This window comes from Pseudomonas sp. GW821-FHT12A04 (assembly GCF_058807755.1).
The window spans coordinates 136,718-148,155 of record NZ_JBXAQZ010000014.1 but is presented as its reverse complement, the minus strand read 5'-3'; the positions used below and the strand labels follow the sequence as shown (position 1 = coordinate 148,155).

Sequence of the window (11,438 nt, the reverse complement as noted above, 5' to 3'; positions counted from 1 at the left end):
AGCCGGATTTGAACCGACGACCTTCGGGTTATGAGCCCGACGAGCTACCAGACTGCTCCATCCCGCGTCTGTGTGGCGGCATTCTATAGAGATGCGCCGGGGTGTCAACCGTTAATCCTGAAGCAGGTCAAATAAATGTTGAATCGCGGCAAACGGTCGCAGGGATGGCCTAAGTTTCGGAATCAGAACGATTTCCGGTTTCGGTTTCGTTGAGCGTCCAGGCCTTGTTTCGGCGTTCGGTGCTACAAAACGAGCGCGCACAAAAAAGGCCACTCTTTCGAGTAGCCTTTTTTGATGTTTGGTTGCGGGAGCCGGATTTGAACCGACGACCTTCGGGTTATGAGCCCGACGAGCTACCAGACTGCTCCATCCCGCGTCTGTGTGGCTCATTCTATAGAGATGCGCTCGGGTGTCAACCTCCAATTCCGATAAAACCTCTTCCCGTTCAATCGCTTAGCGTTCAAAAGGGGAGGTCGGCCGGTCTGTGAGGCAGGCAGGACAAGGCCTGCGAGTCTATTGAAAGTATTTTTTCGATTGAAAAAATAAATTCACAATCGACTCTTCCTACAATTGGAAAAGAACATTCAGACTACTGGTGCTATATACAGGTGTCGGTGAGATACTGTTTGTCCGGCACGCCATGACGCCTTTTCCTTGCCATGAACACAGCTTTGCTATGACCCAACGCAAGATCATCCACGTCGATTGTGACTGCTTCTATGCAGCCATCGAAATGCGCGACGACCCACGCCTGGCCGGTAAACCACTGGCGGTAGGTGGGTCGGCGGACCGGCGCGGGGTGATCGCCACCTGCAATTATGAGGCGCGAGCGTACGGGGTGCGTTCGGCGATGTCCTCCGGGCATGCCTTGAAGCTGTGCCCTGACCTGACCATCGTCAAGCCACGCATGGACGCCTATAGAGAAGCGTCCAGGGAAATTCATGCAATCTTTCGCGATTACACCGAGATCATCGAGCCGCTCTCGCTCGATGAGGCGTACCTCGATGTGTCGGATAGCGCGCATTTCGCAGGCAGTGCAACGCGAATCGCCCAGGACATCCGGCGTCGGGTCTCCAACCAGTTGCATATCACCGTGTCGGCGGGTGTGGCGCCGAACAAGTTTCTGGCCAAGATTGCCAGTGACTGGAAAAAGCCCAACGGCTTGTTTGTCATCACTCCGGATCAGGTCGAGGACTTTGTCAGTGGTTTGCCTGTGAGCAAATTGCACGGGGTCGGCAAAGTCACCGCCGACAAGCTCGGCAAGCTGGGTATCACCGATTGCCTGCAATTGCGCGAGTGGGACAAGTTGGCGCTGGTGCGTGAGTTCGGCAGCTTTGGCGAGCGACTCTGGAGCCTGGCCCGTGGGATCGACGACCGTGTGGTGCACAACGACAGTCGTCGTCAGTCGATCAGTGTTGAAAATACCTACGACGTTGACCTGCCGGACCTGAAGAGCTGCCTGGACAAGTTGCCCGAGCTGCTGGAGACCCTGGCCGGTCGCATGGCGCGGATCGACAGCAGCTATCGTCCGGGCAAGCCATTCGTCAAAGTGAAGTTCCACGACTTCACCCAGACTACATTGGAGCAGGCCGGGGCAGGGCGGGATCTGGGCAGTTATCAGTTGATGCTGACCCAGGCCTTCAATCGCGGCGGTAAGCCGGTGCGGTTGTTGGGTGTCGGGGTGCGGCTGGAGGACTTGCGGGGTGGGTTCGAGCAGATGGAGTTGTTTGAGCGGTAGCGGAAGATAGAGGTTTGGTGGTGAATGTCAGGCCGCCTTCGCGAGCAGGCTCGCTCCCACATTGGATTTGTGAACACCTGAAATCCTATGTGGGAGCGAGCCTGCTCGCGTTTAGTTCAGCCCCGGATTCGCTACCAGTCGCTCGCCATTGCGGGCCAGTGACTTCAGGAACTCAGTCTGCAATTCGGGATCATTGCGTGTCAGTTCGATCAGGCTCTGTTCCAGTTCACTGGCTTCCTCTTCAAGACCCAGCTCCGACAGGCGCTTGACCCGGTGGACCCACTGATTGACTTCGTCGCCCTCGAGATCGTCATAAATCAGCCCGTGGGCCTCATAGAGCTTGCTGCGCAAGGTGCTGCTGACGGCTAGCGAGGAGTCGGTGTGTACGTCGTCCTTGGCATCCTCGACACGAATCAGCAATCGGCTCAGGTGATTGATGTCATGTTCGGCGAACGGGTTGTCCAACAGATTCAGGCGCAACACGCCGTTTTTGTCGGTGGTCAGTTCGAAGGTTTCCTTGCCGGCCTTGACCTCGACCGGGCGCTCGCTCCAGGGCAGGCTTGAGTACTCCGTGCGCTTGTCGCGCTGGACTTCATCAATGCCGGCCAGGTTCTGCTGCGCGCGACCATGGGACTGCACGTTCATGAACGGGTTGAGCCCGGCGAAACCGTAGCTCAGCCAGTCCTTGGTCACGCTGTCCGGCAAATTGCCGAGGGCGAACACATTGACCACGTTGGCACCGACACCCGCTACCACGGCCACCGCGCCCAGCGGGATTTCGTAAATCTCCCGCCAGGGTTGGTACGGCGTATAGCGGTCGTAGTGACGCGTGACTTCGTATTCGGTGACTTCGAAAGTCTTCTGCTCGTGGATTTTCACCCGCCGTTGCGGAAGCTCAAGCACCTTGGGCTCACCGACATCGATCTGCAGGCTGTGATCGAGCAATTTGCGCTCGACACGTTCCTCGTGCTCGCTGCGTTGTGACATTTGATTGGCACAGCCGCTGACCAGCAGGGCGCCGCACAAGGCGGCACCACCGAGGCCTAAGGTGTTTCGCTTGAACATGACGTCTCTATATCTGCTATCAGCGGCGGATGCGGGCCTGAAGGAAGGACAGTACGTCGGCGACCGGCAGCGCTTGTGCGTCGGCCTCGGTACGGCTCTTGTATTCCAGGTTGCCTTCGGCCAGGCCGCGGTCGCTGACCACGATCCGGTGTGGAATGCCGATCAGCTCCATGTCCGCGAACTTGATGCCCGGGCTGGTTTTCTTGTCACGGTCATCCAGCAGCACTTCGAAGCCGGCAGCGGTAAGTTGCGCGTACAGCTTGTCGGTGGCTTCGCGAACCTGCTCGGTTTCATAGCGCAGCGGCACCAGGGCAATCTGGAACGGCGCGAGGGTGTCGCTCCAGATGATCCCGTTTTCGTCGTTGTTCTGCTCGATGGCAGCCGCCACCACGCGAGACACACCGATGCCGTAGCAGCCCATTTCCAGGGTGACCGGCTTGCCGTTCTCGCCCAGCACTTCGCATTTCATCGCTTTGCTGTACTTGTTGCCCAGCTGGAAGATGTGCCCGACTTCGATGCCGCGCTTGATCTCCAGGGTGCCCTTGCCGTCCGGGCTCGGGTCGCCGGCCACGACGTTGCGCAGGTCGGCAACGGTCGGAACAGGCAGGTCGCGTTCCCAGTTCACGCCGAAGTAGTGTTTATCATCGATGTTGGCACCGATGCCGAAGTCGCTCATCAGCTCGACCGAACGGTCGATGATGATCGGCAGCGGCAGGTTCAGCGGGCCGAGGGAACCGGCACCGGCGCCAATGGCCTCGCGCAGTTCGCCTTCCGAGGCCATGACCAGCGGGCTGGCAACGCCTGGCTGGTTGGCGGCCTTGATTTCGTTCAGCTCATGGTCGCCACGGATGATCAGGGCAATCAGCTTGCCTTTCTCTTCAGCATGCACCACGAGGGTCTTGATGGTTTTCTCGATCGGCAGGTTGAAGCCTTCGACCAGTTGCGCAATGGTCTTGGCGTTCGGCGTGTCGACCAGGCGCAGCTCTTCGGTCGCAGCGGCACGCGAGGTTTCGCGAGGCACGGCTTCGGCTTTTTCGATGTTGGCGGCGTAGTCGGAGCCGTTGCTGAACACGATGTCGTCTTCACCGGATTCGGCCAGTACGTGGAACTCGTGGGAGCCGGCACCGCCGATGGAGCCGTTGTCGGCTTCTACAGGGCGGAACTTCAGGCCCAGACGGGTGAACACGTTGCAGTAGGCCTGGTGCATGCGGTCGTAGGTGACCTGCAGCGAAGGCTGGTCGGCGTGGAAGGAGTAGGCGTCCTTCATGATGAATTCGCGGCCGCGCATCAAGCCGAAGCGTGGGCGGATTTCGTCACGGAATTTGGTCTGGATCTGGTACAGGTTGATCGGCAGCTGCTTGTAGCTGCTCAATTCGTTGCGCATCAGATCGGTGATGACTTCTTCGTGGGTCGGGCCGGCGCAGAAGTCGCGACCGTGGCGATCCTTGAAGCGCAGCAATTCAGGGCCGTACTCTTCCCAGCGCCCGGATTCCTGCCACAGCTCAGCCGGTTGCGTGCTTGGCATCAACACTTCGAGAGAGCCGGCAGCGTTCATTTCTTCACGAACGACGGCTTCGACCTTGCGCATTACCCGCAAGCCCATCGGCAGCCAGGTGTACAGGCCTGAGGCGAGTTTGCGGATCATGCCGGCGCGCAGCATCAGCTGGTGGCTGATCACGACCGCGTCGGAAGGCGTTTCTTTTTGTGTGGCGAGCAAAAATTGACTGGTGCGCATGGTTGGCCGTTATCGATTGCTGATGACGAGATATGACGGAGCATTGTACGGGCGAGATCCGCTGGCGTACAGGCGTGCGGTCGGTGGTGTGGCAGGAGGGCGCGATTCACTCGGCCCTCCATGATTCTTCCTGCGTAACGAACCTACGATTCTTCGGCGACCGGGGTATGCACCGGTTCCGGTGTAGGTGTCGGACCTTCACGGCGGTTCTCCTGGAACCAGTGCAAGGCGATCAACAGCAGGGTCGGGACGCCCAGCAGGGCGGTAATCAGGAAGAAGTCGTGATAACCGAACTTCTCCACCATGACCCCGGAGTAGCCGCCGATCAGGCGTGGCAGTAGCAGCATGATCGAGCTGAGCAGGGCGTATTGGGTGGCGGAGAATTTGAGGTTGGTCAGGCTCGACAGGTAGGCGACGAACGCCGAGGTCGCCAGGCCCGAGCTGAAGTTGTCCAGGGAGATGGTCAGCACCAGCATGTTCAGGTTGGGGCCCATGTCGGCGAGCATCAGGAACAGGATGTTGGTCGCCGCGGAGGCGACACCGCCGATGAACAGGATCGGCAGGATGCCGAAACGCACGATCAGCAGGCCGCCCATGCCGGCGCCGACCAGGGTCATGATCAGGCCGAAGATTTTGCTGACGCTGGCGATCTGGTCCTTGGTGAAGCCCTGGTCGATGTAGAACACATTGGCCATCACGCCCATGACCGTATCGGACATCCGATAGGTGGCGATCAAGCCGAGCAGCAGCAGCGCTTGCCAGCGGTATCGCAGGATGAAGTCGTTGACGGGTGTCAGCACTGGCGCCAGGCCGCGGCGGCCCATGGCCGAGAGGCACAGGGCGGTGAGGGTGGTATAGAGAATCGCGCGCAGGAAGGCGCGGTCCTCCAGCAGCAGGTCGAGCAGGCTCTCGCCTTCGAACAGTACGCTGGCGAAGTCGGTGTTGTAGAGCTGGGTGAACATGGCCGGCACGGACACCAGCAATACGATCAGCACGAACACCGAGGCCAGTTGATGCACGAAGCTGTAGCGCCCGGCCTGCAGTTGCGTGCGCAATGGTACTGGCGGCTCGCGCATGAACAGGGATGTCAGCAGTGCCGGGACCATCAGGGCACCGAACAGGATGTAAGTGCCGGCCCAGGCCGAATGCTTGTAGTTGAAGCCGGTGGAGCCAAAACCTTCGGCGAAGTACAGCGCGCCTGCGGTAGCCAGCAGCGCGGCGACCCGGTAACCGGACATGTAACTGGCGGCCAGTGCGGCCTGGCGGTTGTCTTCGGCGATTTCCAGACGGTAGGCATCGACCGCGATGTCCTGCGTCGCTGATGCGAAAGCGACGACGACGGCAATGGCGATCAGCCAGGACAAATGCTTTTGCGGGTCGCAGAAACCCATCCCGATCAGGCCAAGGATAACCAGTGCCTGGGACAGCACGAGCCAGGACCTTCGTCGACCGAGTTTGCCGAGCAATGGCAGTCGCCATTGGTCGAGCAGGGGTGACCAGACCCATTTGAAGGCATACGCCAGGCCGATCAGGCTTGCATAGCCAATGGTTTCACGCGCCACGCCGGCTTCACGCAGCCAGACTGAAAGCGTCGAAAACACCAGCATGTAGGGCAGGCCGGCGGCGAAACCAAGCAGCAACAGCACGAGTGTCGAGGGGCTGGCATAAGCGGCGAGCGCGGCGCGCCAGGTTTTACGGGGCATGGGCTGGAGTCTGCCTCAAGAAATACGGAAACAAAGCGCGCACTCTAACCGCTGTGCTCTACCGGACGCCAGCCATGGCGCTGAATATCAACACGATTATTCAGGACACTGATGCCCTCCATGCGTAATCGTGCGCGCTGCTCATCACCCGAAGGGCTGCCGACCGGCAGGCTGATACGCCCGTTTGCGCCCAGAACACGGTGCCAGGGCAACTTGCTGTCGCCGGGCAGTTGACTGAGGGTGCGCCCGACCCAGCGGGCGGCGCGACCCAGTCCTGCGAGCTCGGCCAACTGGCCGTAGCTGACGACTTTGCCCTCGGGTACTTGTGCCAGTGTCAAATACAGCGCCGTGCGTCGGATTTGCGCTGCACTCTCGGGGTCTTCGGTTGGATCGGTCACGTCCGTCAGTCCTGAAGAAGTTTGCCTTACCATCTGTAGAGTAATTCCTGCGCAGGAAGTTGAGAAATGAACTCAACAGAAATAGTCGGGTCAGTCCTTGTCAGGGCATTGTTCCTACGGATAATGCCGACTTTTCTCGCAAGCCTGAGCCTGTATTTTGTTTATGTTGTCCAGATCCCTGCTGTGTCTCGCCGTCCTTGGCGCATCCTCTCCCTTGTTGGCCGATACCGTGTGGTTGAAGAACGGTGACAAGCTGAGCGGCAAGATCACGCTGTTCGATGGCGGAAAGCTGCTGATCCAGACCGAGTACGCCGATGCGGTGACGATCGACTGGAAACAGGTCAAGACCCTGGACAGCGATCAGGAGTTGCTGGTCAAGCAGGATGCCTACAGTGGTGAGAAAGCCAAATCGTTGAAAGCGGCGGACGACGGCAAGGTCACGCTGGCCAACGGCGAGGGACCGAAGACGGTCGAACTGGCGAGCATCCAGCAGATTCTCAAGCCAAAACCGGTGGTCGAGGATCTGGTGTGGAAAGGCAACGTCGATGTCGCGCTGGATTATCAGCGGGCGGAAAACGACACCGATGACTACGACATCGACTTCAAGACCAGTGCGCGACACGGGCGCTGGCGGCACACCGCTGAAGGTGAGTACAACCGTGAGTTCCAGGACGACGTGGTGACCACGGACAACTGGCGGGCGGAATACTCCATCGACCGATTCCTGACCGAGCAATGGTTCTGGCAGGGGCGCCTGGTCTACAAGCGCGACAAGGTCGAAGATCTTTCCCGTCAACGCACCGTCGGTACCGGTCCCGGCTATCAGTTCTGGGATAACGAACTCGGGGCGTTCTCCCTGGGCTCGCTGGTCAACCGCACGGACTATGAATTCTCCGATGGCAGCGAGGAAAATTTCTACGCCTTGGCCATGAAGTGGGACTACAACCGCTACCTGATCGGCAAACGTGTCGAGTTCTTCACCAATGGTGAGGTCGGCAAGCCGCTGTCGGGCGTGGCCGACTACGCGCTCGATGCCGAGATGGGGTTGCGCTACAAGGTGACTGACTGGGCTTCGCTGAACCTGAAGGCGGAACGCGATATCATTAGCGGCGCCGACGATGCGGATCTGGACAAGACACGCTACACCGCAGGGTTTGGCGTGACCTGGTAAGAGCATCAAAAGATCGCCGCCTTCGACAGCGCCTGCAGGGTCAACCCGGGAGCTGTCGAAGGCGGCGATCTTTTTTGTGTGGACAAAACACCCGCCCACAAAAAAGCCCCGCTGTTGAGGGCGGGGCTTTTTACTAAAGCAAGTACAAGTTAGATAACTTGAACTTCTTCAGCTTGCATGCCTTTCTGACCGCGGGTAGCGATGAAAGAAACCTGTTGGCCTTCTTTCAGGCTTTTGAAGCCGTCGGACTGGATAGCTTTGAAGTGAACGAACAGGTCGTCACCGGATTGTGGAGTGATGAAGCCGAAGCCTTTTTCATCGTTGAACCACTTAACGGTACCGGTTTGGCGATTAGACATGGTGTAACTCCTTGAACAAAGATAACTGCGACTCAGGAAGAACCCTGGCCGAGACTGAGTGCAAAGAGCAGGAAAAATTCTTGTAGATGGTTGGATCGAAATTCAACATATCGTGTAGAGATTCTCAGTGACACAAGCAGCACAGTGACGCCACCTTAACCCTTTTTCCGGAACGTGCCAATGCTTCTTGCACAGGTTTCTCTGTTTTAAGGATCGGCGGTGTGACGGTTCGTCGCCAGCGCAGGTAATTCCCGCCTGTTCGGCGAGAATTGCACCGCGGACTTTGAACCCGGCGGCGCGCCCGGTAAGATGCCGGACAGAATTTTTCGACCTCGCTATTCAGGACACCCGCCATGAGCATCAAATCGGACAAGTGGATTCGCCGCATGGCGCAGGAACACGGCATGATCGAGCCATTCGTCGAGCGCCAGATGCGCGGCAGCGACGATAGCCGTGTGATCTCCTACGGCGTGTCGAGCTACGGCTACGATGTGCGTTGCACCAATCATTTCAAGGTGTTCACCAACATCAATTCGGCCATCGTCGACCCGAAGAACTTCGATGCCGGCAGCTTCGTCGACATCCACAGCGACGTGTGCATCATTCCGCCGAACTCCTTCGCCCTGGCCAGCACCGTCGAATATTTCCGCATTCCGCGTAACGTTTTGACCATTTGCCTGGGTAAAAGCACCTATGCGCGTTGCGGCATCATCGTCAACGTCACACCGCTCGAGCCTGAGTGGGAAGGTCACGTGACCCTCGAGTTCTCCAACACCACCAATCTGCCGGCGAAAATCTACGCGAACGAGGGCGTGGCACAGATGCTGTTCCTTGAGTCTGACGAAGAGTGTGAAGTGTCCTACAAGGACCGTGGCGGCAAGTATCAGGGCCAGCGTGGCGTGACCCTGCCTCGCACCTGAGTCAACCGTCTGGCAAATGCCGGGAATTCCTGAGCGGGCGTACACTCTATGGGTGTACTGTTCCGATCCGCGCAAGGTGGGTCGGGTCATCGCTCAGGAGTGCCGAATGAAGATCGATCCGCGAATCAGTGCCGAACTGGCAAGGCTTGAACCCAATCAGGTTGGCGTTCTGGCCTGGTCCTTGTTGGCACACCCGCCCGTCAGCATGGCAGGGGGTATTCCCGGCCAGCCTGATCCTGATACCCCGAACGAGCAGCCTAATGAACCGGGCGAGCCTACGCTGCCGGATGAGCCGCCGCCTGCGCCAGTAGTCTGATAATCCAGACACTACAGATCAAAAAATGTGGGAGCGGGCTTGCTCGCGAAAGCGGTGTGCCAGACAACACAAATGTTGAATGTCAGACCGCATTCGCGAGCAAGCCCGCTCCCACAGGTTTTTTGTCAGGTGTTACTTCAGGTTGCCGCTGAGGAACTGCTTCAACCGCTCGCTTTTCGGATTGCCCAGCACTTCTTCCGGTGCGCCTTCTTCCTCCACCAGGCCCTGGTGCAGAAACAACACCTGGCTCGACACTTTGCGGGCGAAGCTCATTTCGTGGGTCACCATGATCATGGTCCGGCCTTCTTCGGCCAGGCCCTGGATCACCTTGAGCACTTCACCCACCAGTTCCGGGTCCAGCGCCGAAGTCGGTTCGTCGAACAGCATGACTTCCGGCTCCATGGCCAGTGCACGGGCAATCGCTACCCGTTGTTGTTGACCGCCGGACAGGAATGCCGGGTATTGGTCAGCCACACGGGGGGCCAGCCCCACCTTGTCGAGGTAGCGCCGGGCGCGATCCTCGGCTTCTTTCCTGTCACAGCCCAGCACCCGGCGCGGCGCCATGGTGATGTTTTCCAGCACCGTCATGTGGCTCCACAGGTTGAAATGCTGGAACACCATGGCCAGACGGGTGCGAATCCGCTGCAGTTCATTGGCGTCGGCCACGTGCATGCCGTGACGATCCTTGATCATGCGGATGTTCTGCCCGTCGAGGCTCATGGCGCCATCGTTGGGTTGTTCCAGGAAGTTGATGCAACGCAGAAAGGTACTTTTACCCGAGCCGCTGGCGCCGATCAGACTGATGACGTCGCCGGTTTTGGCCTTGAGCGAAACACCTTTGAGGACTTCATGGTCGCCGTAGCTTTTATGCAGGCCTTCGATGGTCAATTTGTACATGGGGCGTGCATCCTCAAGGCGAAAGTAGATAGCCGCTGCGATAGGCTTCGGTGCCCGCGACGTGGGCGATCACCATGCCGGCAGTGGCCATGCGGCGCAGCGAGCGGGCGTACATCACCCCGGCTGTGGCGCAATGAACGGGAGTGACCAGATCGTTGACCGGATCAATGATCTCGGCGATCAGTTGGCCGGCTTCCAGGTACTGTCCCGGCCGCGCGGTGAATACCAGCAGGCCGCCGACGGGCGTGGCCACCGGCTCAACACCGGCCAGCGGTGTCGCCGGATAGGGCAGGTCGGGCAGGGGCGCGGGTTCGCCGGCGATCGCGCCGAAATGGATCAGGTAATCGATCAGTGCCTGGCAATCGAGGCTGGCCAGCGGGTGATTGACGTCGCCTTGACCGCGCAGTTCGACGGTCACCGAAAAACTGCCCGGCGGAATGTCGAAGTCCTCGCCGAAGCGATCCTTCAATTGCCACCAGAGCAGGGTGAAGCATTCGTCGAACGACTGGCCACCGGAATCGGTTGCCAGCAGGCTGGCTTGGGCGCCGATGTAACGGGCCAGCGGCTCGACTTGCGGCCAGGCTTCAGGTGTGGTGTAGAGGTGCGCGACCGCTTCGAAATCGCAATGCAGGTCGAGCACCATGTCGGCGTCGCAGGCCAGTCGCTGCAGGGTCAGGCGCTGGGATTGCAATTGGGTGCCGGCGGTCTGCCGGGCCAGCGCGTCGCGCAGGTTGCTGCGGATCAATTGCAGGTTGTGCTGCGGATCGTCACCGAGCTTGCCTTCGATCGCGTTGCCGACTTCCTCGCTGAGGTCGACGAACCAGCGGTTGAAGTTCTGGCCGCTTTCCAGCTCGTAGCGACCCAGCGGCACATCCATCAGCACCTGTTCCAGGCCCACCGGGTTGGCGATGGGCACCAGCACGATTTCGCTGCGCAGGCGCCCGGCGGCTTCCAGCTCCGCCAGGCGTTGCTTGAGGTGCCAGGCCACCAGCATGCCGGGCATTTCGTCGGCGTGCAGGGAGGCCTGGATGTAGATCTTGCCGTTGGCCGACTGAGGGCCGAAGTGAAAGCTGTGGATCTGTCTCGCGGTCCCCGGCAGTGGGGCCAGCAGGTCATGTTTCTGGTGGCGCATCTGT

11 protein-coding genes and 1 tRNA gene are annotated in these 11,438 nt (G+C 59.4%); 4 read left to right on the top strand and 8 right to left on the bottom strand.

All coding sequences use genetic code 11. The features are described from left to right. Positions 1-299: 299 nt before the first annotated feature. A tRNA-Met gene (locus AC1RS8_RS22120) sits at positions 300-376 on the bottom strand. Between the two features lie 300 nt (positions 377-676). On the opposite strand from AC1RS8_RS22120, the gene dinB reads away from it, so the two are divergent. Next, on the top strand, positions 677-1,738 hold the full coding sequence (gene dinB, locus AC1RS8_RS22115) for a DNA polymerase IV (protein WP_057716138.1): 1,062 nt from the start codon (positions 677-679) through the stop codon (positions 1,736-1,738). A gap of 111 nt (positions 1,739-1,849) precedes the next feature. Here dinB and AC1RS8_RS22110 read toward each other — a convergent pair whose 3' ends face one another. The 4 genes from AC1RS8_RS22110 to AC1RS8_RS22095 form a co-directional block, all read right to left on the bottom strand. Further along, entirely contained in the window at positions 1,850-2,803 is a 954-nt protein-coding gene (locus AC1RS8_RS22110) for a hypothetical protein (RefSeq protein ID WP_057716137.1), read from the bottom strand. A 19-nt stretch (positions 2,804-2,822) separates the two neighbouring features. Beyond that, positions 2,823-4,538, bottom strand: coding sequence for a proline--tRNA ligase (locus AC1RS8_RS22105; RefSeq protein ID WP_057716136.1), 1,716 nt, complete (start codon positions 4,536-4,538; stop codon positions 2,823-2,825). A 143-nt stretch (positions 4,539-4,681) separates the two neighbouring features. Then, positions 4,682-6,241: an AmpG family muropeptide MFS transporter gene (locus tag AC1RS8_RS22100; RefSeq protein WP_057716135.1), complete on the bottom strand. Its 1,560-nt coding sequence runs from the start codon at positions 6,239-6,241 to the stop codon at positions 4,682-4,684. 44 nt (positions 6,242-6,285) lie between these two features. Continuing rightward, a complete protein-coding gene (locus tag AC1RS8_RS22095; protein WP_219733057.1) occupies positions 6,286-6,672 on the bottom strand; it encodes an MGMT family protein in 387 nt (128 codons plus the stop codon). A 130-nt stretch (positions 6,673-6,802) separates the two neighbouring features. Here AC1RS8_RS22095 and AC1RS8_RS22090 point away from each other — a divergent pair, with 130 nt between their 5' ends. Further along, positions 6,803-7,810: a DUF481 domain-containing protein gene (locus AC1RS8_RS22090; RefSeq protein WP_489339905.1), complete on the top strand. Its 1,008-nt coding sequence runs from the start codon at positions 6,803-6,805 to the stop codon at positions 7,808-7,810. A 149-nt stretch (positions 7,811-7,959) separates the two neighbouring features. Here AC1RS8_RS22090 and AC1RS8_RS22085 read toward each other — a convergent pair whose 3' ends face one another. After that, positions 7,960-8,169 (bottom strand): cold-shock protein, encoded by a 210-nt coding sequence (locus AC1RS8_RS22085; protein WP_002554837.1) that lies wholly within the window; start codon positions 8,167-8,169, stop codon positions 7,960-7,962. A 353-nt stretch (positions 8,170-8,522) separates the two neighbouring features. Here AC1RS8_RS22085 and dcd point away from each other — a divergent pair, with 353 nt between their 5' ends. After that, a complete protein-coding gene (gene dcd, locus AC1RS8_RS22080) occupies positions 8,523-9,089 on the top strand; it encodes a dCTP deaminase (protein WP_007940589.1) in 567 nt (188 codons plus the stop codon). 106 nt (positions 9,090-9,195) lie between these two features. Next, complete coding sequence (locus AC1RS8_RS22075) at positions 9,196-9,405, top strand: hypothetical protein (RefSeq protein WP_008052149.1); 210 nt, start codon at positions 9,196-9,198, stop codon at positions 9,403-9,405. A gap of 132 nt (positions 9,406-9,537) precedes the next feature. Here AC1RS8_RS22075 and AC1RS8_RS22070 read toward each other — a convergent pair whose 3' ends face one another. Both AC1RS8_RS22070 and AC1RS8_RS22065 read right to left on the bottom strand, forming a co-directional pair. Further along, on the bottom strand, positions 9,538-10,302 hold the full coding sequence (locus tag AC1RS8_RS22070; RefSeq protein WP_057716131.1) for an ABC transporter ATP-binding protein: 765 nt from the start codon (positions 10,300-10,302) through the stop codon (positions 9,538-9,540). Between the two features lie 13 nt (positions 10,303-10,315). Next, complete coding sequence (locus AC1RS8_RS22065; RefSeq protein WP_489339906.1) at positions 10,316-11,434, bottom strand: succinylglutamate desuccinylase/aspartoacylase family protein; 1,119 nt, start codon at positions 11,432-11,434, stop codon at positions 10,316-10,318. Positions 11,435-11,438 lie beyond the last annotated feature (4 nt).

Coding starts and splice junctions, on each gene's coding strand:
- AC1RS8_RS22105 (WP_057716136.1), bottom strand. CDS start 4,538: ATGCGCACCAGTCAATTTTTGCTCGCCACACAAAAAGAAACGCCTTCC.
- AC1RS8_RS22090 (WP_489339905.1), top strand. CDS start 6,803: ATGTTGTCCAGATCCCTGCTGTGTCTCGCCGTCCTTGGCGCATCCTCT.
- AC1RS8_RS22075 (WP_008052149.1), top strand. CDS start 9,196: ATGAAGATCGATCCGCGAATCAGTGCCGAACTGGCAAGGCTTGAACCC.
- AC1RS8_RS22095 (WP_219733057.1), bottom strand. CDS start 6,672: ATGGTAAGGCAAACTTCTTCAGGACTGACGGACGTGACCGATCCAACC.
- dcd (WP_007940589.1), top strand. CDS start 8,523: ATGAGCATCAAATCGGACAAGTGGATTCGCCGCATGGCGCAGGAACAC.
- AC1RS8_RS22070 (WP_057716131.1), bottom strand. CDS start 10,302: ATGTACAAATTGACCATCGAAGGCCTGCATAAAAGCTACGGCGACCAT.
- AC1RS8_RS22100 (WP_057716135.1), bottom strand. CDS start 6,241: ATGCCCCGTAAAACCTGGCGCGCCGCGCTCGCCGCTTATGCCAGCCCC.
- dinB (WP_057716138.1), top strand. CDS start 677: ATGACCCAACGCAAGATCATCCACGTCGATTGTGACTGCTTCTATGCA.
- AC1RS8_RS22065 (WP_489339906.1), bottom strand. CDS start 11,434: ATGCGCCACCAGAAACATGACCTGCTGGCCCCACTGCCGGGGACCGCG.
- AC1RS8_RS22085 (WP_002554837.1), bottom strand. CDS start 8,169: ATGTCTAATCGCCAAACCGGTACCGTTAAGTGGTTCAACGATGAAAAA.
- AC1RS8_RS22110 (WP_057716137.1), bottom strand. CDS start 2,803: ATGTTCAAGCGAAACACCTTAGGCCTCGGTGGTGCCGCCTTGTGCGGC.